Annotated in this window: 13 protein-coding genes; 4 read left to right on the top strand and 9 right to left on the bottom strand. The window is 34.5% G+C overall.

The window, feature by feature from the left end; all coding sequences use genetic code 11:
• Nucleotides 1-406: 406 nt before the first annotated feature.
• From EZJ43_RS05225 to EZJ43_RS05205, 5 genes are all read right to left on the bottom strand, one after another.
• A complete protein-coding gene (locus EZJ43_RS05225) occupies nucleotides 407-877 on the bottom strand; it encodes a DNA-binding protein (protein WP_133261636.1) in 471 nt (156 codons plus the stop codon).
• A 264-nt stretch (nucleotides 878-1,141) separates the two neighbouring features.
• On the bottom strand, nucleotides 1,142-1,939 hold the full coding sequence (locus tag EZJ43_RS05220; RefSeq protein WP_133261635.1) for an HNH endonuclease: 798 nt from the start codon (nucleotides 1,937-1,939) through the stop codon (nucleotides 1,142-1,144).
• The gene (locus EZJ43_RS05215) at nucleotides 1,917-5,213 is read right to left on the bottom strand and encodes an Eco57I restriction-modification methylase domain-containing protein (RefSeq protein WP_133261634.1); all 3,297 of its coding nucleotides are present in this window, start codon (nucleotides 5,211-5,213) and stop codon (nucleotides 1,917-1,919) included. Before EZJ43_RS05215 ends, EZJ43_RS05220 begins: the two co-directional genes overlap by 23 nt.
• 87 nt (nucleotides 5,214-5,300) lie before the next feature.
• On the bottom strand, nucleotides 5,301-5,531 hold the full coding sequence (locus EZJ43_RS05210) for a KilA-N domain-containing protein (RefSeq protein ID WP_133261633.1): 231 nt from the start codon (nucleotides 5,529-5,531) through the stop codon (nucleotides 5,301-5,303).
• A gap of 4 nt (nucleotides 5,532-5,535) precedes the next feature.
• Entirely contained in the window at nucleotides 5,536-8,904 is a 3,369-nt protein-coding gene (locus EZJ43_RS05205) for a helicase-related protein (RefSeq protein ID WP_133261632.1), read from the bottom strand.
• Nucleotides 8,905-9,514: 610 nt separating this feature from the next.
• On the opposite strand from EZJ43_RS05205, the gene EZJ43_RS05200 reads away from it, so the two are divergent.
• A complete protein-coding gene (locus EZJ43_RS05200) occupies nucleotides 9,515-9,742 on the top strand; it encodes a hypothetical protein (RefSeq protein WP_133261631.1) in 228 nt (75 codons plus the stop codon).
• Nucleotides 9,743-9,814: 72 nt separating this feature from the next.
• Here EZJ43_RS05200 and EZJ43_RS05195 read toward each other — a convergent pair whose 3' ends face one another.
• The 4 genes from EZJ43_RS05195 to EZJ43_RS05180 form a co-directional block, all read right to left on the bottom strand.
• Nucleotides 9,815-10,261 carry a LexA family protein gene (locus EZJ43_RS05195; protein WP_133261630.1) on the bottom strand — a complete coding sequence of 149 codons (447 nt, stop codon included), beginning with the start codon at nucleotides 10,259-10,261 and terminating at the stop codon, nucleotides 9,815-9,817.
• A 532-nt stretch (nucleotides 10,262-10,793) separates the two neighbouring features.
• The gene (locus EZJ43_RS05190; RefSeq protein WP_133261629.1) at nucleotides 10,794-11,120 is read right to left on the bottom strand and encodes a hypothetical protein; all 327 of its coding nucleotides are present in this window, start codon (nucleotides 11,118-11,120) and stop codon (nucleotides 10,794-10,796) included.
• 87 nt (nucleotides 11,121-11,207) lie between these two features.
• Entirely contained in the window at nucleotides 11,208-11,942 is a 735-nt protein-coding gene (locus EZJ43_RS05185) for a tetratricopeptide repeat protein (RefSeq protein WP_133261628.1), read from the bottom strand.
• A 4-nt stretch (nucleotides 11,943-11,946) separates the two neighbouring features.
• On the bottom strand, nucleotides 11,947-12,507 hold the full coding sequence (locus EZJ43_RS05180) for an RNA polymerase sigma factor (RefSeq protein WP_133261627.1): 561 nt from the start codon (nucleotides 12,505-12,507) through the stop codon (nucleotides 11,947-11,949).
• A 335-nt stretch (nucleotides 12,508-12,842) separates the two neighbouring features.
• Here EZJ43_RS05180 and EZJ43_RS05175 point away from each other — a divergent pair, with 335 nt between their 5' ends.
• The 3 genes from EZJ43_RS05175 to EZJ43_RS05165 all read left to right on the top strand — a co-directional run bounded on the left by EZJ43_RS05175 (nucleotide 12,843) and on the right by EZJ43_RS05165 (nucleotide 19,401).
• The gene (locus EZJ43_RS05175; protein ID WP_133261626.1) at nucleotides 12,843-13,811 is read left to right on the top strand and encodes a hypothetical protein; all 969 of its coding nucleotides are present in this window, start codon (nucleotides 12,843-12,845) and stop codon (nucleotides 13,809-13,811) included.
• Between the two features lie 97 nt (nucleotides 13,812-13,908).
• Nucleotides 13,909-15,900: a PKD domain-containing protein gene (locus EZJ43_RS05170; RefSeq protein WP_133261625.1), complete on the top strand. Its 1,992-nt coding sequence runs from the start codon at nucleotides 13,909-13,911 to the stop codon at nucleotides 15,898-15,900.
• A gap of 828 nt (nucleotides 15,901-16,728) precedes the next feature.
• Nucleotides 16,729-19,401, top strand: a complete 2,673-nt coding sequence (locus EZJ43_RS05165) for a CHAT domain-containing protein (protein WP_133261624.1) — start codon at nucleotides 16,729-16,731, stop codon at nucleotides 19,399-19,401.
• Nucleotides 19,402-19,412 lie beyond the last annotated feature (11 nt).

The following is a 19,412-nucleotide window of genomic DNA, read 5'->3' as shown; positions in this document are numbered from 1 at the left end:
TTAACTAAAAACATGATTTCACCTAAAATACTATACCATGTATCATATTTTATCATTTTTTTGACGATAATTACCCGAAAAACATACGTAAAATAAAAAATGACAAAAAAAATACGATTATTTTCATAGTGTACTATCTACACTAAGAATTTTGTTTATATTTGTAGAGTAATAAACGGAGCGATGTTTATTCGATATAAAAAGATAAATCATTTTCTACAAAAAACTTCGGTTTTTAACTAGAAAATTAAAGACAAAGCCTGGCTCATACAGGTTTATATTTGGTTAGAAAAAAAGAGACAAGTCTGGATAGATTGTCTCTTTCTTGTTTAAATGGGGGTTGGGTGAATATCGGGCGGTTTGGCAAGTTGCTAACGTATAATTGATTATAACCAAATAACGATCATTATTTGATTTCGATTATCTGTTTTTCGACTTCTTTTAATAGGTCTGCTAAATTTCCGCCTTCACTTTTAAATCCTACTGTGATGCTATCCGCTATTTCTATCATTAGTTTATTTCGTATTGCGGCTGTTTGTTCAGTTACCCTTTTTACAGCTTTTTCGAATGGCGTTATGATTAATAATCTTCCTTCATCTAATGGTTTTTGCAATACGGGTTCTAATTTTTCCTTTAAACCTCTTGCCAAGGTGATGATGATTGGTTGCTTGCCTTTAAGCAAATAATGGAAGACATCTTTTTCTATTTGGCTATGAAAGCCACTAATGACACAATTGCCTGCCTCCCGCTGTGCAATTGCCCAATCGTAACATTTAAGTACTGCACTGGCTGGAATTTTACGACTGCATAGGAATGCAATTTTCTCCCGCTTTAGCAACTCTAAGTTCCCTATGTGTTCCTTTACTTCCAGTAACATTAACTTCTTCTATTAGTTCGTTCTACTCGGACACTATGTCCAACTTATTGTCCGAGTATGGCCTTAATAGCAACTTTGACATTGCTAACTTGGACAAGTTGTCCAAGCTTTTGTCCAACTCCATTATCTTATTCATTTATAACATATTTATAATTAGGAGAATTAGCATCTTCTCCATTATCACGGATTAAATCTAATTCTTTTATCGTAGCACGATGTCTTTGTGCATTTTTAAAAGTTCGATATCTCTAAGGCATGAATTAATCATCCTTTTCTAGTTACATCAATAGAAAACTTACCGTTTTTCTTAATACTTGCTTGAAGAGTTTGAATTTCTAAAGGGTTCTTCCAAACTCTATGTATCATACGATGGCAGTTAGAACAAACAGGGACTAAATTTTTTAATGCATCATTTATAAACTTATTAATTTCATCTCCCTCGTATTTAAAAATGGGTTTAACATGATGTATCTCAATGTAACCCGAACCGATATTGCTACCATAAAAGGAAGCAAAATTAAATTTGCAACAGTCACAACTAATATGTCCCTTTAAAGTAAAAGCACTAATTGCAGCTTGTCTCAACTTTGTTGATCTTTCATACACATTAATTGAAATTGTTTTTTTAAACCCTTCGTTTATAATTACGTTCTCGTCAAATATTTCAATCTTTCTTTTTTTATTCTTCTCAACCTCATTAAATCCTTTTTTCAAATCAGTCCAATCAAAATCATTTGTAATCAAATAGCGAACAACATCATACTTCTCCTTTAAATATTTTCTTCCATTGGTTGTGACTTGAAAAACACCATCTTTGTGTATGGCATAATTGTCTCTTTCAAGTGTTTTATGTGAAACAAGATTTCTTACTTTTTGGGAGAATTTATCATCCTGTCTGCGAATAAGTAACTTTGTGTCTTCACCAGTAGGTCGAAGGAGATCTCTGAGTCTATCAATTAATAATGATGTTGAAATCCGACCTGATTTAGAGTTAGAAAGTACTAATAAAGAAGGGAGAATTAATTCGCCCTCTGCAATTCTAGTTTTCGTTTCCGCTTTCATTTTGTAATCTAAATTTAATGTCGTAATTAATAATATTATCTAATTCCTCATCCGTAAAATTGAAGTATTTTGCTAAAACCATGTCAATTTGATCAACAATTGGTTTTGAAAGCGAAGGGTAAAATGTTTGAGACTGACTATTGTTTCCGCCTTTGTGTATTCTTGTTTGCAATACACTATTAAATTTCATATCTGTCATTAATTCTTTCGAAAGTTTAATTAAGGACTCCTCAATTTCAGGTTTCATATTTTCAAATGATACAGGGAATGAAGTTAAATCAATTGGATTTACATGATGAAAGCTTGAATATGCAACATAGTATAGCCAAAATAAATTACTATTTAGTAGAGCAGTACACACATTTTTCTTTGCTTCATTTTCAATTGTTAATTTTGTCAGAGTGCTAGACAAGCTAATTTTTCCATTTAAGATAAATTTAGGTTCGAAATCAATCATTATCCTCCAGTAAAGACCACCTGTATTTCTGTAAAAAATCGTGTTATTGGTATTTCTAACGTATTGCCCAATATTTGATTTTATTGTAAGCATCTTTTTAAATATAGAATTGTATCGATTTCCTATTTTTGGAAAAACAAAGTCATGAAGTAATAATTCATTTGCTTCATTGTAATCTAAAAGGTTTGCTATATGCTCACGCTTATCTTGGTACCATTTATTAAATTCCGTTACGAATATTTTCCCTTTGGATTTTATCGTATGAGAATTTGAAATAACAATGGATAAGGGAATATTGACTCCTTCGAAAAGGGTTGCTGGCCGCCAACCAAAATGACTAACCCAAGTAAATCCATTTTTCTTTTTATATAGTTGAACAAGGGGTTTCATTCTCTGAGTGCAAAAGCCGCTTAAAGGAATAATAAAACCAATACAGCCATTTGAGTGTAGAAATTTATATGCTTGTTCTATAACATAAGGATATAAATTGCCACATTTTTCTGTTTCAAAACTTTTAATTGTATAAATATCTCTTACTTTTGAATATTCGACATATGGAGGGTTTCCAATTACAACATTGAAACCTCCTTTCCCTTGTATAATTTCATAAAACTCAGCAAACCAATGGAAAGGCTGATGTGATTTTAGCCAATCAACATATTTATAGATATTAGCTTGCTTATGTAAAAGTTCATTAAGCTCGTGATTTAATGCTTTTAAACGATTGTTGAGTTCTTCTTTCGCTTTTTTAAATTCGTTAAAGTCTTCGCCATAAGTTAGTTGTATTTCTTTGTAGCGTTTAAAAGCTTTTGCAACTATATCGCATTTTTCTTCTATAATTGGTTTTGCAATTGCACCATCAAACGTATAATCTAAACCTTTTTTTAATTCTGCTTCGGTAGCAAATCCTACTAATGTATTTCCTGCTCGTATATTAAAATCAATATCTGGTAAAGGCTCTAACCCAAGGTTAGGTTTACGGTAATCTACCTCTACACATGCTACCAATTTTAGAAACAGGCGGAGTTTGGCAATTTCAACCGCTTCTTTCATTATGTCTACGCCATATAGGTTGCGGAGAATAATGCTTTTATAAATGAAATATTGCAGGTTTGGATGCTGGTCGTTTTGTACTTCATTTAACTTATCTCTAAAGAATTTGTATTTGTGTCCAAAAGTTTTGTTATTAGTTGCATTTTCTCGGTCCTCGTCTTCTACAAAACCACGCATCCGCATTAAACAACTTTCATAAAGCGGTTCTAAAATATTCATTGCGGCAAACAGAAATGCGCCCGAACCACAAGTTGGGTCAATAATGGTTATGCTGTTAAGTGCTTTGTAAAAGTGTTTTAAAAATTCAGGGTCGTTTGTGTTCTCTATGCTATCCTGCGCAAATTGGCGGATGTTCAGATTATAGGTGATAAAGTCGTTTATGGCGGTAATTTCGCCATTGTCAATTTTTGTTTTTACCTCATTATATCGGTTTCTACGGTCAACTACTTCACGCCAAATTTCGGTTGGTAAAGCGTAATTTGTAGTAGCAGGCTTGTTCCATTCGGTTCGTTTGCTCACTTCATTTATACCTTGCGCTATTTCTTCAGGCAAAGTAAATTCTACACCTTTTTTTACAGCATCGTAAATGTAGGCGTTGCCACTAGTTTTTACCATCGTCCATAACTCAGCATCGGCGGCAAAAACCTTGGCGTATTGGCGCTTGGTTTCGTCAAATAAATAAGGAAGAATGCAATTTTTACTAATGTAATCGGTAATATCCTCCTTGGTATAATATGCCCCCATATTTGCCCGGTCGTTGATATATTTTTCAAAAATATACCCAATTACATCGGGGTTAATATCTTTACCGGTGGCAGCTGTTCGGGTATCTAAATGCCATTCGTATTGGTCAAAAAAGTCAAAAAGACGTTCAAAGGCTTTATCGTCGATTTCGATATTGGAATTGCTCTTTTCTAACTCATGTTCGTCAAACAATCCACCGTTTAAATATGGGATTTTTCCAATTTCAATTTTTACGTCTTGGTTTTGCAACGGCTCATTCAACCCTTTATGAAACAACACCAGTAAAAAATCGCGATAAAAAGAATAGAATTTTACTTTTCCTTTTTTCTCATTGCAGGCGTTTAATTTGTCACGTAGATAATTTTTGTTCTTATCTAAAAAACCTTTTTTTTGAATAAAGTAACAGAACATTAAACGATTAAGCATTAAGGAAGCATACCATTCTTGGTTGCTTTGCTCGTCAATACCTTTAATAAAGGCGAGGAAGGAAGTATGCTCTTTTTTAAACTTGTCGTAAAACTGCTTGGTAACTTTCTCGTTATTTTGATGGAAGTTGTCGGCAATGCGTTTGGTAACGTCTATAATGGTGATGTGGTCTTCTTCGTCTAATTCAAAGAATATACCTGCTGCACGTTGATAAAGGAGCTCGGGGTCTTGATTAACGTGCCAGCGTGTTTCGGTTACTTTTGTAGGTTTACCACTTTGCCTTACTACCAGTTGCCAAACTTGTTCTGATTTTTTTGTGTCGAAGAAAATGATCAAATGCTCTTGAAACAGTTTGGTTACTTTGGTTTCAATCTTTTTTCGGGTGTTGTAATCGGGAATTAATCCATCGGCTTGTGGGTTGCACAACAGAATTTTGAAACCGCTTTTTTCTCCAACAGCTTCTAAAGAGAAGGTAAGGCTATCTACCACAATTGGCTGTTTTGTTTTATCATTGTTCCAGCCCATATCATTAAACATCTCGCGAAAGTTAAACCGCTTGATGTAGTTGGAAAATTCTTGTTTGGTAAGGCTCATATTATTTCAATTTCTTTAGTTGTTGATTGGCAACAAGCGATTTCATTTGTGTAATAGTAATTTAATCTCTTTAGAGGAAGCTTGTCTTTAAATTCCATCGAATTCGATGGAATTAAAATTCGGGTTATTGAACTGCTCCCAAAGCCCAACAAACTCTATTGTACTACGGTTTCTCAGCCAATTCTGCAATATATAATCACTTCTTTCCGCATCCCAATGACGAGCAATTCCTGTTAAGGAAATAAATTCATATTTATTCCCATCTGAGAGAATAATTATTTCGGTTCCTTTTACATTAATTGTTTTGCTCTTTGCCATAAGTTTAAGAATTTTTTAAGCCCATTGAGCAAATAATCTGCGGTTCTCTGTTGGGTTGTTCATCTTCGTTTACAATTGCCAACTTATCTTCTTCACGCAATGAAATAACTAAAGCACCTAATTGATCGTCTGCAATTCCCGATTTTAATTGACGGTTTAAGGTTTCTCTTGCAAATTCTTTCAATGGATATTTGTAAATATCGTCAACTGCCTTTTTTAGTTGTTCGTTTACAAACAATGTTCCTTCGTATTCTTTGCAATAGCGGTCAAGGCGCATATATACGCGATACTTCACGCCAGTTTTTTTACCTAAAGAACCGCCAGTATTTTTTTCTTCATCACGAATAAAGTCAATTCCTTTTTTAACCAATTCGTGGTGGTTTTCTAATTTATATTTCGGTTCGGTGTCGGGTGTGCATTGTGCCACTTTTAAAATGGTATGTTGTGATTGGGTAATAATTTCACCTTTGTTGTTCATCCAAGCCAATACATCGTTTTCTTCTGATGTTCTGGTGTAAACAATTACGCCTTCTTTTTCAGGTGCATCTTCATTGTGTTTAGTCGCATAAATTACATTCGGCAAATCGGGAATTATTTTGTTTAACTCGGGATCTGCATCGGTTGCGTTTTTCCAAATCTGATAAGCTAATGAAGCTAAATCCACTTCGGTATCATCATCTTCGCCGTCTAATATTCCTGATTTTTCGTTGTAGAGGTCAGTTAGGTTAATAGGATCTCCATCAAAAAATGTTTCATCGCTTCCTACCACATTAGCATTTTCCTCAATACGTTGAGTTAATCGCCTGCGAAGATTTATAATTGCTTCAATTCCATCTTCAGGCAAAAACGAATAGCAAATAATTTTTTCTGCTTTTTGTCCGATACGGTCAACACGTCCTGCTCGCTGTATTAAACGAATAATTGCCCAAGGCAAATCGTAATTTAAAATAATGTGTGCATCTTGTAAATTTTGTCCCTCACTCAAAACATCGGTGGTAATTAACACCCTTAGTTCTTGCCCTTCCTTGATTAAGTCTGCCTTATTATTGCTAAAAGGACTAAACCGTTGAGCCAACCCTGTAGGATTTTCATCGGCGCCAGTAACACTTTCTAGTTTCTTTATTCCTCGTTTCTTTAATTGCTCAGTTAAGTAGTAAGCTGTATCGGCAAATTGTGTAAACACCAATACTTTTTCTTTGCCGTGTGTAATAGTTAGCAAGTCATATAAAGCATTTAACTGTTTATCTTGATCAGGGTTCCAGTCTTTGCCAAGGCTTAGTATTTTAATAATTTCCTTACTATCGTTAATTAAGTTAACAGATAAAGTATTTGAAAAAAATTCGCTCCTAATCCATTCAAAGCGCTTTTTGAAATTTTCGCTTGTAAATAATTTATATAATTCTTCTGCCTTTTTCAAATAAGTTTCTTCTTTCAAAATGAGGTTTAAAAGATTTGAACCTTCACCATCGTTGTCGGTATCACTATCTTCTAAATACTCGTCTAAGTTTTGCGAAATATTTTTACCAATAGGAATTGGCAAATGATTTTGTACAGCATATACAAAAAGATAGTTTCTTAGAATGTGACGACTTAATGAAAGCAAAAAAGAATAACCACTACTCTCCAAACGTTTAAAGAGATTAGTTCTGGCAAACCCCATTAATCGCCGACCTGCACGACTTAAATTTTGCATTAACATTTCTTCCTCTTTAGTTGCCTTTAAAAGAGGTTTTGAGATCAAATAAGCTTGCAAACCATATCTGGGTAACTCTAAACCATTTATTGTCTCAACCACACTTGTTGAATATAGATTTGCATAGATATCGCTTTTATTATTTGGATCGAACTCATAAAGTACCCGTTGCGGGATTCTATCAGGAAAATAAGATTTTGATCCGTCTGAAAAAGTTAAAAACTTCCTGTTATTAATTGGGTCGGTTTCTGCGTAATTGTTTTTAATAAAGCTTCTTGTTCTACGAACTAAGTACAACCTCATTAACTCACGCCAGTCATCCGCAAAAGGACTTTTTTCAAAAGCCTTTATACTTCTAATGAATGTTTCTGTATGTTGAGAACTAAACTGGACTTGACCGCCAATATGTTTTATATATTCCTCTGGACTAATTCCCAGATCTTTGTCGTCTGAAATAAACAACCGAAGTTGATTTGAAAGGTCTAAATACGTTTTGTTGTAAGGTGTAGCAGAAAGTAAAATTACTTTGCTGTCATTTTCCTCTAAGTATGATTTGATGGCTCTGTATCTGCTTCCTTGATCGTTACGCAAGTTGTGACTTTCGTCAACAATCACAAGGCGGTAACGTCTCAGGTTGGGCAGTTTTGTTTGAACTTGGCTTTGAGGAATAACTTTTGCTCTTAATTGATATTTGTGAGCATAATCTTCCCACATTTCCACTAAGTTTTTTGGACAAATGATTAGGGTTTCTACAAAGAAATCATCCTCAAATAATTTTGCTAGTGCAGTTGCGGTAATGGTTTTCCCCAAGCCAACCACGTCACCAATTAAAACACCGCCTCGCTTATGTAAGTGATGCGCAGCGACTAAAACAGCTTTTTGCTGAAACTCCAATAACTCTTTTTGAAAAATCTTGGGAAGTTTAAATTCATTAATACCTGCTCTAGCTTCTCTTGATAGATGATAGGCTATTTTTAGATAAATATGATAAGGGGAATTAAGTTTATCTGCAGCCCACGACGTGTCAATTATTTCAATTAATTCTTCCGTAATGTCTAAACACCAACGGTCTTTCCATCGGTCATCGAACCAAAGTGCTAATTTATTGGCTGCATCTTGGTCCATTACATCAATGTTCAATTCGCCTTGCTTTGCCAATCCTGCAAGCGTTAAGTTACTGCTGCCTAAAAAGCCTACGACAGGAACACGTTTGTCGTCGCTATAAGCCAGATATAATTTAGCGTGAAGTGTATAACGTAAATGAAGTTTAACGACAACTTTTCTGTCCTTCATTTGTTGGCTCAACTTGCGTAATGCTCTCTCGTCTTGATCAGTTGGTGTTCCAATAGTCAGTTGATCTTTAAATTCTTGTGCTAATCGTTTTTTTAATACCAATGCTTCTTTTTGGTCGATTATATTGTCTTCGAAATGTGAAAAATAATCACGCAAAATATCAATAGGCATCTTTTGCATACCAACTAGAAGTCTACAAATTCGATGGACATCATCTTTACCTTCCATAACCAACTTGCCTTCAAGATTGTCGATTGTTTCAGCAACCTGCTTCCAACCTCTTAAATTAAAATAACCCACACAAAAATCTGCCCTAAGGGAAGATTCAAGCGTATCATTTAACCCTTTAGTTAGGTGGTTATCGATATTGTCGTAAATTTTCGGCATTGTTTAAATGATGTTGTTAAGTTTTTCAAAATACGTAAAAATAATCTTGTTTTTATGCTGATTCAATATAATGAGCTAAAAATAGATGTATATTATTGTTTGAATGAGCATTAAGTTAAATGTGTCAATCCCGATTTTGCAACATTGAATAAAAAATGTTGCAAATAGAGAAAAAACAAAAGTGTGAGTAATGAATGTTTGTTGACCCACATACTCTTAAAATAGAAAAACATCATTAAGCATCGTGATTAATTTTCTCCACTAATGTATAAAGAAAAAAATAAAATAAATTACGGGAAACCGTAGGCTATTGAAATTAATATAGAAAAAGCCTTCTAACTGCTTGTTTGGTGGCTCAAGAACAATTAAATAATATTTTATACGTTGAAAGTAGCTGAAATTCGTTTGCTTCATTACGATTCCGGCCTATCCTGAAAAGACGATAAGTAAAAAATGTTTTGGTTAGTGTTATGAGCAAATTGCTAGGTTACGCTCCTCGTCTTTCCGTATTTAGTAGCAAATATTATGACTAAAGGTTTTACTTTATTCATCGAAAAGATTTCCGCCTACGCGGAAAAGACGATTAGTAAAAAGTGTTTTCGTTAGTGTTATGAGCAAGTTACTTGACTCCATCACGATCAATCCGATGATTCAAAATCTTCACTTTATAGAAGATTCTACCATTATACAATCAATCGATCATTCATACGACAAGCAACTTATAAAGCTCTACTACATTATAAATAAAATACTTACCGATAAGCAAACCTACTTTTTCTTTTTAGTTTCGGGTTTATCAGTAATCTGGTTTAAAGTTTCTGCTTCTTTAAGCAAGTAGCTTTTAATTAATGCTAGTAATTCTTTCATGTTATTAAATTTTATACTTCGGTTTAAATTGATAAAAAACCAATTATAATCCACCAGTGCGAATAGGATTAAAGTTTGAATGAGGTAAGCAAGTCCAAGTTACGGCGCCGAAAATGGTAATGTTGCGGCCTGTTATATTCAAGCAAGCATCCATGGTATCGTTAATGCACAGATAGGTATTTTCGCCTTTAACGCAAAGCTTCCGCGTGAGCCATTCATCATTTACACAGCAAACAATTAACATACCTGATGATGCTTTTATAGATTTATCAACGATAATAATACTGCCTTTCTTTATGCCGAAATATCGCATTTGGTCATCATCGGCTTCGAAATAAAAAGTATTTGATGGATCACTTACCATTTTATGCGCAATGTGTAGTGTGCGCTGTTTGTAATCTGCCGAAGGCGATATAAAACCAGAAACCCGCCCGGGATTATCTAATGTATCCAATAAATTATTCGTAGGTAGGGCTAATTCTCTTGTCATAAAGTTGATGCTTAATACATCAAAATTACTAAAAATATTAGCAAAAACAAGGGTTGTTGATAGATTGTAGAATACTTTCGCAATAAACTTATTTTGAAATACTTAGCTACTCAATTTGAGGCATTATGAAGGATCGTAATCCTGAAAAGTCGGGACAACGTAACGATTTTCATCAAAAAAGATAATTACAGCTTATTAACTTGAGTTCGATTATTATTTTATAGAAATGTAGTATTTATTAGCTTTATTCTACGGCTCATCATCATGCAGTTTCGAATTTTTGGGATCAGCATCTTTCCTCCAATAAAGACCCTGATCTCGATGCATCGGGACAGGGTGTCGCCCAAGCTGACCAAAAGGTTTTTTAACCCATTTAAAAATGAATATTAACAATCGAACTCAGCTTAAAATCAAGATCAATTTACTGATTTTTTAACGGAATTAAAAAAACAATGCACTGTAATTATGCTGAACTTTAGGGTGTTTTAAAAATATGCAGCAGCAGCGCTCAACTTTAAAAAACTATTAAAAACTAAGAAGTAACGTGTATGGTATTTTGTGAGATCAGCTTTCTAGCAATCTGATTCATCCAGGTAAAAAGCTTATATTTAGATTCGTCGAAAACGGAAATGGTATTCCAAACTTCGATAAATGTTTTTTCTAGAATTAATTCTGATTTCTTTTCGTCATTTACTGCTCGGCGTATAGAACCAAGTAACGGCGACGCATAAAATTTATAAAGTGATTTAAACGCATGTAAATCGTGCGACTTCAATTTTTTAAAAAAAAGCTCATCATCTGTTAACCAAGCGTTTAAAACTGGTTTTTCATTTTCTTGAAGACCTTCTATAATTGACATTTATAATTATTAACACTTAACTTAACATCAAACACAACGTATTGTTTTGAGCAAGCCACATTAATTGACAACTATTGGAAATATTTTTTATAACTTCTCAAGTAGCGCCTTTGCTTGCTCAAAATGTGCGGTTCCAGCGGGGATTTTTTGAAGCCAGATTCTACAAGCATCCTTATTATCGGCCTTTAAATAACTCATCGCAACTGCATAAGCGGCATCATACTTAAATACCGATTGTCCGTTATAAACACCATTCAGCATTACTCTACCTTCTCCAATTTGTTGGGTCTCTAATAAAGTTTTGCCGTAATAATAGTTAACCATTGCGTTTTCTGGTTGCGCAACGTGTTCTTTTTCCAATAATATTTTAGCACTTTTATAATCTTTAACATTGTAAAAGGCTGCTGCTTTATCTAAATTGGTTTCCTTTTCTGCCCCTCTTTCGGCAACGGTCATTTGGTTGTTTCCGGCAAAGCTTTCGTAAAGGCTCATCCGCCAAGGCGCCCAAATTAAAAGTCCTAAAAATAAAACCGCAGCAATACCACTTAACCACTTTACGTAAGGTTTTAATGAAATGGTTTTGGCAACCTGCTGAGGATGAAAGTATTCGCTATTAAATTTAGAAAGTGTATCTCTAAAAAGTAAATCTGCATCATCTGGTGCCAATTTCATTTTTAAACTTTCGTGTATGTAGTTATAATCGATCAAATGTTGCTGTAAATCTGCATCGTTTTCCATTTGTGTTTCATAGCCTGCACGCTCTATGGCATCCATATCGCCCTCCACATACCGGGCTGTTAGTAAAATCTTATCGTCTGTCATTACGCTATAATTTATTTTGTACCATTTTAATTAGACTAGCCATACATTCAGATTTTTTCTTTCTTAAATAACCATAAGTTACGCCTAAAGTTTCGGCAACTTTTTCTTGTGCCTCACCTTTCATACTCCAAGTAATAATCTCTTTGCAGCGGTCGCCCAATTTTTCGAATGCTTTTAAGAAAGTTTCAGTTTGTTCTTGCTGTTTTTCCAGCAATTCCGCCTGTTCAAATGTATCTTCACCGACATGTAATAAACTATCATCGGATTTTGTTACCGGTAAAATGGATCTTTTTTTTATTTCGTTTAACCATTTCCGTTTACACACCAATAATAAGAAAGGCTCGAAAGGGCAGGTTAGTTCTAATTTTTTGTATTTGGCTTGATTATATACATCCACCAGCGACTCTTGAAAAATATCTTCGGCATCATCGGCAGAACCATTATTAAACAGAATGAACGACTTAACCTTACCCGCACATTTTTTATAAATCTCATTAATTACTCCGGCATCGTTGTTTACCAGTGCAATTAAATACCGTTGATCGGGATGTGGAGATTTAGACATTATTAGTTGGTTGGTTAGTGGTTGATTGGTTAGTTGTTAATTGATAATTGATAATTGAACATTGATACTTGGTTATTGATAATTGAACATTGCTACTTGGTTATTGATACTTGGTTATTGATAATTGATATTTGGTCATTGCTAATTGTTAATTGAATATTGATAACTAAAAACTAATTTCCGCTCTAATTTAATGTTTCTTATCTATTACAGAAAAAAAATATTGTTGTGGGGGGGTAACATTTTTTTCATTTGGTTGATATACCAGCAAAACATACAATTGGCGTTTGCTGAAAAGCCTAAAGAGTAAGCATAAAAACTTAAAATTTAAAAAGATGAAAAAGCTAAACTTAACCACATTAGTATTTGCGCTGATTATATTATTATCATCGGCTTGCAGAAAAGACGACACCTTACAAAGTAACCAAGCTAAAAATGCAAAAGATTTCGCTTCAATTTTTGGCGCACAAAATCAATCGTTCAAATTTAATGGCAATGTAGAAAACACCTTCACACTAAAAGGAGGCACAAAAATTACCATCCCAGCCGGAACATTTAAAGTTGGTGGCACAGCTGTTAACGGCGAGGTTGTGGTAAGTGCTTTAGAAATGTTAACGCGAAGTGCCGTTGTATTTAGTGGCACAAATACCAATCACATTAGTGGTGCGCCTTTAAAAAGCGATGGCTTTATTTACCTAAATGCCACAGCAGGTGGTACAGCGGTTGATCAAGTTTTAACCAAAGCCATTCGCATCTCCATCCCAACAAATAGAACAGGTTCTACCCAAATTTGGGAAGGTGTAGAAAAAGTAGGCGCCGATAATCAGTTGGCATGGCAAGCGCCAGTTCCTAACGCAAATGGTGTGCAAATTAAAGCAGAAATAGATGCTGTAGCAGCTAACTTTACATTCGATATGGGTAAATTAGGCTGGATTAACTGCGATGTTTTTTATAGTTACGCCAACCCTAAAACCACCGTTCGTGTGCAATTAGTTAACAACCCAGGTAATTTGGCAAGCTTTAGAGCTTTTACTGGCGAAACTTTTGTATTCTTCTGTGCAAAGGGAAGTAACGTAGCCGCTCAACTTTACACCCTTGATGGCGCAAATAAAGTTAAAAGCTACGACAATATGATGCCAATCGGGATTCAAGGAAAATATATTTCATTCTCTATTAAGGATGGAAAATATTACTACGCAGAACTTGAAACTACAATTGTAGCCGACCAAAGCATTAGCTTAAATTTGACCGAAACAACCGAAGCGCAGGTACAAAATGCAATAAATAGTTTAGACGGATATTAATCAATTTTCCATCCCAAACATACAATCGAAGATGAAGCTATAATGGCTTCATCTTCTTTTTAGTTTTTTATTCCCGATAAATTACATAAATTTATTTATGAAAAAACTGCTACTCACTATCTTTATTACTCAGTTTTCGTTGGCTTTAATGGCTCAAATTTTACCTTCGGATACCATCCCCGCAAAAATTAATTACACTAAAGAAAATGGAGGAACTAAGTTTAGTGCAGATTTACGTCCGCTACGCCAAATTGCCGGTGCACCTGCGCCTTTTTACACCTACTTTTGGGAATTCGGCGATGGTGGTTTTAGCTTCGAAAAAGATCCTTTTCATGTTTATAAAGATACCTCAACCGTAAACGTTCGGCTTTTTGCAACGAATAACTACGATGATGGGAAAAAACCACCTACCCGACCAAGACCAATAAAAATTACTGAAAAAGGTTCTTCACAAATGATGGCTTCTAATACAAATGAGCCTGCTTTTTTTAAAATGAATGGCAGTGTCGAACTAAAAAGCAATTGTATGCCTAAACCTGGCGATGATATGATGCTGGTTTTCGGTTACCGCAACAAAGCCGAAAATGGCCTGCAAAACCTAAACGGAACCATCGCCATTTTATATAACGACACAGAATTTACAAACAATAATTTTGATTTATCAGAAACCAGAACGTACCACAACGAAAAAAAATCGAACTTAAAAACGCAGTTAAACTTTGCTTACGCACCCATTAAAACAAATAAAGAACCTGTTTTTTACGCTTCATTAAATTCAGAAATTATCCCTTTATCCGCCGAAGGCAAAATACTTTTAAAAGATAAAGTGAAAGATTTTAAAAGTGAGGAAAGTTTTAAATTTGAAAACTTAAAGCGGAATGAAGAGCGCTTTATTTTTATGCATTTTAAAACAACGCCCGAAATGCTTAAGGATACAAATGCCACCGTGAGGCTTTCGGCAGTTTTTATTCCGGATAATCCGCTAGTAGAAACTGAGTTTTTTGATATGGAACTTCAAATTGTGGCTTCGCACGATCCAAATAAAATGGGCTTGAAAAAAAGCAGAATGAATTATCGTTTTACTGGAAAAAATCGAGAACTTACTTATAAAATACGTTTTCAAAATACCGGAAAAGGCCCTGCCAAAAAAGTAGATGTTGGCGTAAATATAGCCGAGGTTTTTGATCAATCATCAATAAAAATTATTAAAACCAAACCCGAGGTTGCGAGTTGCGATTCTGCTTACACTGGCCAAAGTTGTATTAAAAAAGTTTTACAGGGAGATAGCGTACACTTTGTTTTTAGCAATATTTACTTGCCCGGCTTACAGCAAAAAGGCGTAAACGATGCCGACTCGACAATGGGCTTCGTAGAATACAAAATCAAGTTTAAAGAGAAGCCCGAAAAACTGCCTATAAGAAGTGGTGCAGCAATTGTTTTTGATAAAAATGAGCCTATTTACACTAACAGGGCAGTTGGTAAGTTTAAAATGGGTTTATCGCCCGGTATAATTTTAGGTTATGGTTTCCCGTTTGCAACCGATAACAGCAATTATTTAAACAGCAAAAACCTAGTTATTGGCGCCAGTTTAGCGCCTTACGCACCAAATAAATATTATTGGCAGGTAGAATTATATTTAAACACTTTTAAAGAAAACACTTACTTAATAAGTTCGACCGCGCCGCAACAAAAGGACACCTTAGTTAATAAGATTGGATATTTAATTAATAAAAAAGACTATTTTAAAACCACAAAAGTAGCGACCATCAATGCTGTTCCGTTGCAGTTTAGATATAACATTAACAAATACATCGGTGCGGGTGTGGGCACGTTGGTATCGTTAGATTTATATAATAGAACCAAAGATATTTTAAATTATGATTTAACAGCATTTACCGATCAATCTAAATTAAATTTAGAGGTTTTGGCCAACGAAATGAAGACACAATTTGCCGATGCCCGAGTTTCATTTTTTGCTGATGTTCAATTGGGTATGGTCAGAGTTGGCCCATCCATCGGGTTTAGATATATGTTCGATCCTAAAACCAACAACAACAGAATGGCGACGTATATAACTTGGAAGTTTTAGGAATTGACGGTTTGCCACGGAAACACAGAATACACGGAATATCGAAAAATTAATTTGAGGGTTCTTAGAGATCGAAATTTTTGCCACGGAAACACAGAATACACGGAATATTGAAAAATTAATTTGAGGGCTCTTAGAGATCGAAATTTTTGCCACGGAAACACAGAATACACGGAATATTGAAAAATTAATTTAAGGGTTCTTAGAAATCGAAATTTTTGCCACGGAAACACAGAATACACGGAATATCGAAAAATTAATTTGAGAGTTTTTAGAGATCGAAATTTTTGCCACGGAAACACAGAATACACGGAATATTGAAAAATTAATTTGAGGGTTTTTAGAGATCGAAATTTTTGCCACGGAAACACAACATACACGGAATATTGAAAAATTAATTTGAGGGTTCTTAGAGATCGAAATTTTTGCCACGGAATCACAACATACACGGAAAAATTGAAAAATTAATTTAAGGGTTCTTAGAGATCGAAATTTTTGCCACGGAAACACAACATACACGGAATATTGAAAAATTAATTTGAGGGTTTTTAGAGATCGAAATTTTTGCCACGGAAGCACAGAATACACGGAATATTGAAAAATTAATTTAAGGGTTCTTAGAGATTGAAATTTTTGCCACGGAAACACAGAATACACGGAATATCGAAAAATTAATTTAAGGGTTCTTAAAGATCGAAATTTTTGCCACGGAAACACAGAATACACGGAATATCGAAAATTTATTTGAGGGTTCTTAGTTGGTCTAGGCGCTCTTCAATAACGATGATAAAAACTTTTTCTTTACTTTAGCTGAAATGCTTTTAGTTTATGCGTCTTTCTTTAGCTTTTCGATTATTTATCACTCTAATTTGTTTTGCAAATCTTCTTTTTGCACAGGATGAAGCATTTAATCGCAAACAAGAAGCCTTAAAATCTGCCAATAATTTATCGGAATGGATTTATGAAAGATTGGATTATGTTTCTCAAAACCCGCAGCAAAGCATTTTGCTTCAATCTACGCCTAAAGATGCTTGGCGAAAGCCCTTAAGTAGTTTAGAGAAACAAGCATGGCTAGATTACTTAAATACGTGTGGTTATTACGAACTGCAAGAAGGAAATATTTTAGAAGCCATTAACAGCTACGAAGTGGCCCTTAGTTATTATGAAAAAAATATAGAAGCCTTAAAAAACTACGAAATTATTGAGTACACATTAAAGCCACTAAGCAATAGCTACACGCGCTTGGGCGATTATGAAAGTGCTTTATATTTGCAGAAAAAATCTGTTGATATTTTAACCAAAGCTGGGCGAAACCAAGAATTACCCGCTATTTTTGGCAACATGGCCATATCTTACCGCTCGATGGGAAATTTGCCAGAAGCGGAAAAAAGTATTTTAAGTGCATTAAAAATTGCTTCCGCGATTAACCCCTCCATCCTACTGCTTAATAATATTTATGCTGATGTTTTATTCGATCAAAATAAATTTGCAGAAGCAAAAAAACTGATTGACCAAAATATTTCAAAGCATAAAAACATTAATCCCGAAAATGCCTATTGGGTAATGAGCGCTTACGCAACTGCTGGAAATATCGAACTTAAATTGGGTAATTATGCAACAGCAGAAAAACAGTTTAACCTATCGCTTAGCACTTTAAATAAGTACTTTAAGGGTTTACGGATAAGAGAAAAAGCAAATATCTTCACCCAACTTGGTAAAATAAAATTCCTACAGCAAAAACCATTGTTGGCGCTTAATCACTTCCAATCGAGTTTAAAAACTTTAAAAATAATTGGCAACAACAACCAAATTGATGCGAGTAAAATATACGGCGAAAATAAAATAATGGAAGTTTTTGAACAAATAGCAACTGTTCAGCTCGCATTGCAGCAACCCGACGAAGCTTTCAAGAACATTCAATTGGCGCTAATTACGGCCGATAAAATTAGAAGTGAGTTTGATGATGATAAAACCAAACAACGCTTACAAGCCGATACAAAAAGTATTGCAGAGCGAGGCATTGAGATTTCTTACAACCAATACCTTAAAACCAAACAACAAAAGTATTTAATTGATATTCTTAATTTATCCGAACAGAGTAAAAGCAGAACGTTGCTCGATCAAATTCAACGCAACCAAAAATTATTGGCCATTACCAATAAAGATTCTCTTTTTATAAAAAAACAAGCATTAGAAAGGGCTATTATTTTTAACGAGCGACAAGAAATTGAGCGCCGAACCACCAGCAAAAAAATGGATGCTTTAAAATTCGACCTTGCCTTAATCAACAAACAAATTAAAGAAAAGTACAGGCAATTTAATACGTCTACTTATTCCAAACCTATTGCTGAAGAAATTGATAAACTCCCAAATACTAGATTTATAACGTATTTTTTTGGTAAGGAAGCGATATACATCCTCAATATTAAAAATAAAAAGATTCTTCAGGTGGAAAAGTTAGCACACGCCACTGATATAAAATTAAGCGTAGAAAATTTTAGCAATACCTATTTCCAACATGGGCCAAATGCGATGATGAACGATCCAAAGTTGTTTTTCGAAGCTTCTAACCACGTTTACAAAACACTTTTAGGAAATATCCTTTTTACGCCAAATGAAAAAATAATCATCGTGCCTGATGGTGTTTTAGCGTTTATCTCTTTTGATGGATTAATTACGAACTCGAAATACACAGCAAACATTTCTAGCTGGCCTTTTTTAATTAAAAGCAACATCATCAGCTACGCCTTCTCGTTAAAAACATTGGTATCGAATAAAGCGAGCTCAAAGAGCAATAACTTTGCAGGATTATTCATTACCCACCAAAAATTAAACAACCAACCATTGCTTGCTGTGCAGGAAGAAGCCGATAAAATAAAACAAATTGTTGGAGGCAATTTTTTATTTAACGATGAGGTAAACCACAACAGTTTTATTAATGCATTTGAAAACAGTAAGGTGCTTCACATCGGCACACACGCCTATTTATCTGGCGAAAATGCCGAACCTACACTCGATTTCGAGAAAGAAAAAATATACTTATTCGAACTTTCATCTCAAAAAACAGCACCATCTTTGGTTGTTTTAAGTGCATGTAGAACTGCCGATGGGGCATTGGCGAATGGCGAAGGCGTAATCAGTTTATCGAGGGGATTTAATGCTATTGGCACACCAGCCACAATTGCGGGTTTGTGGAATGTAAATGATCACGCCGCATCAATAATAACCGCCAACTTTTATAAGTTTTTATTAAACGATAAAAGTGGTAGCGAAGCATTAAATTTAGCTAAGAAAGATTGGTTAAACCAACCTAAAAGCACCGATGCAATGTACCTACCTTATTATTGGGACAGTTTAATTTACATGGGTTTGGATCAAAATATCAATTTAAAAGCATCAACAAATTGGAAGCTGATCAACGGTATTTTAGTTGCTATTTCAATATTAGGTTGTTCGATAATTTGGTTTTTAAATCGAAAAAGATTCAATAAGAATAAATGACTTTATAATTA

Source organism: Pedobacter changchengzhani, assembly GCF_004354365.1.
Lineage (GTDB): Bacteria > Bacteroidota > Bacteroidia > Sphingobacteriales > Sphingobacteriaceae > Pedobacter > Pedobacter changchengzhani.
This window is presented reverse-complemented; position numbering and strand designations above follow the sequence as displayed.

Coding starts and splice junctions, on each gene's coding strand:
- EZJ43_RS05165 (WP_133261624.1), top strand. CDS start 16,729: ATGCGTCTTTCTTTAGCTTTTCGATTATTTATCACTCTAATTTGTTTT.
- EZJ43_RS05170 (WP_133261625.1), top strand. CDS start 13,909: ATGAAAAAACTGCTACTCACTATCTTTATTACTCAGTTTTCGTTGGCT.
- EZJ43_RS05180 (WP_133261627.1), bottom strand. CDS start 12,507: ATGTCTAAATCTCCACATCCCGATCAACGGTATTTAATTGCACTGGTA.
- EZJ43_RS05175 (WP_133261626.1), top strand. CDS start 12,843: ATGAAAAAGCTAAACTTAACCACATTAGTATTTGCGCTGATTATATTA.
- EZJ43_RS05200 (WP_133261631.1), top strand. CDS start 9,515: ATGAGCAAGTTACTTGACTCCATCACGATCAATCCGATGATTCAAAAT.
- EZJ43_RS05215 (WP_133261634.1), bottom strand. CDS start 5,213: ATGAGCCTTACCAAACAAGAATTTTCCAACTACATCAAGCGGTTTAAC.
- EZJ43_RS05185 (WP_133261628.1), bottom strand. CDS start 11,942: ATGACAGACGATAAGATTTTACTAACAGCCCGGTATGTGGAGGGCGAT.
- EZJ43_RS05205 (WP_133261632.1), bottom strand. CDS start 8,904: ATGCCGAAAATTTACGACAATATCGATAACCACCTAACTAAAGGGTTA.
- EZJ43_RS05190 (WP_133261629.1), bottom strand. CDS start 11,120: ATGTCAATTATAGAAGGTCTTCAAGAAAATGAAAAACCAGTTTTAAAC.
- EZJ43_RS05225 (WP_133261636.1), bottom strand. CDS start 877: ATGTTACTGGAAGTAAAGGAACACATAGGGAACTTAGAGTTGCTAAAG.
- EZJ43_RS05210 (WP_133261633.1), bottom strand. CDS start 5,531: ATGGCAAAGAGCAAAACAATTAATGTAAAAGGAACCGAAATAATTATT.
- EZJ43_RS05195 (WP_133261630.1), bottom strand. CDS start 10,261: ATGACAAGAGAATTAGCCCTACCTACGAATAATTTATTGGATACATTA.
- EZJ43_RS05220 (WP_133261635.1), bottom strand. CDS start 1,939: ATGAAAGCGGAAACGAAAACTAGAATTGCAGAGGGCGAATTAATTCTC.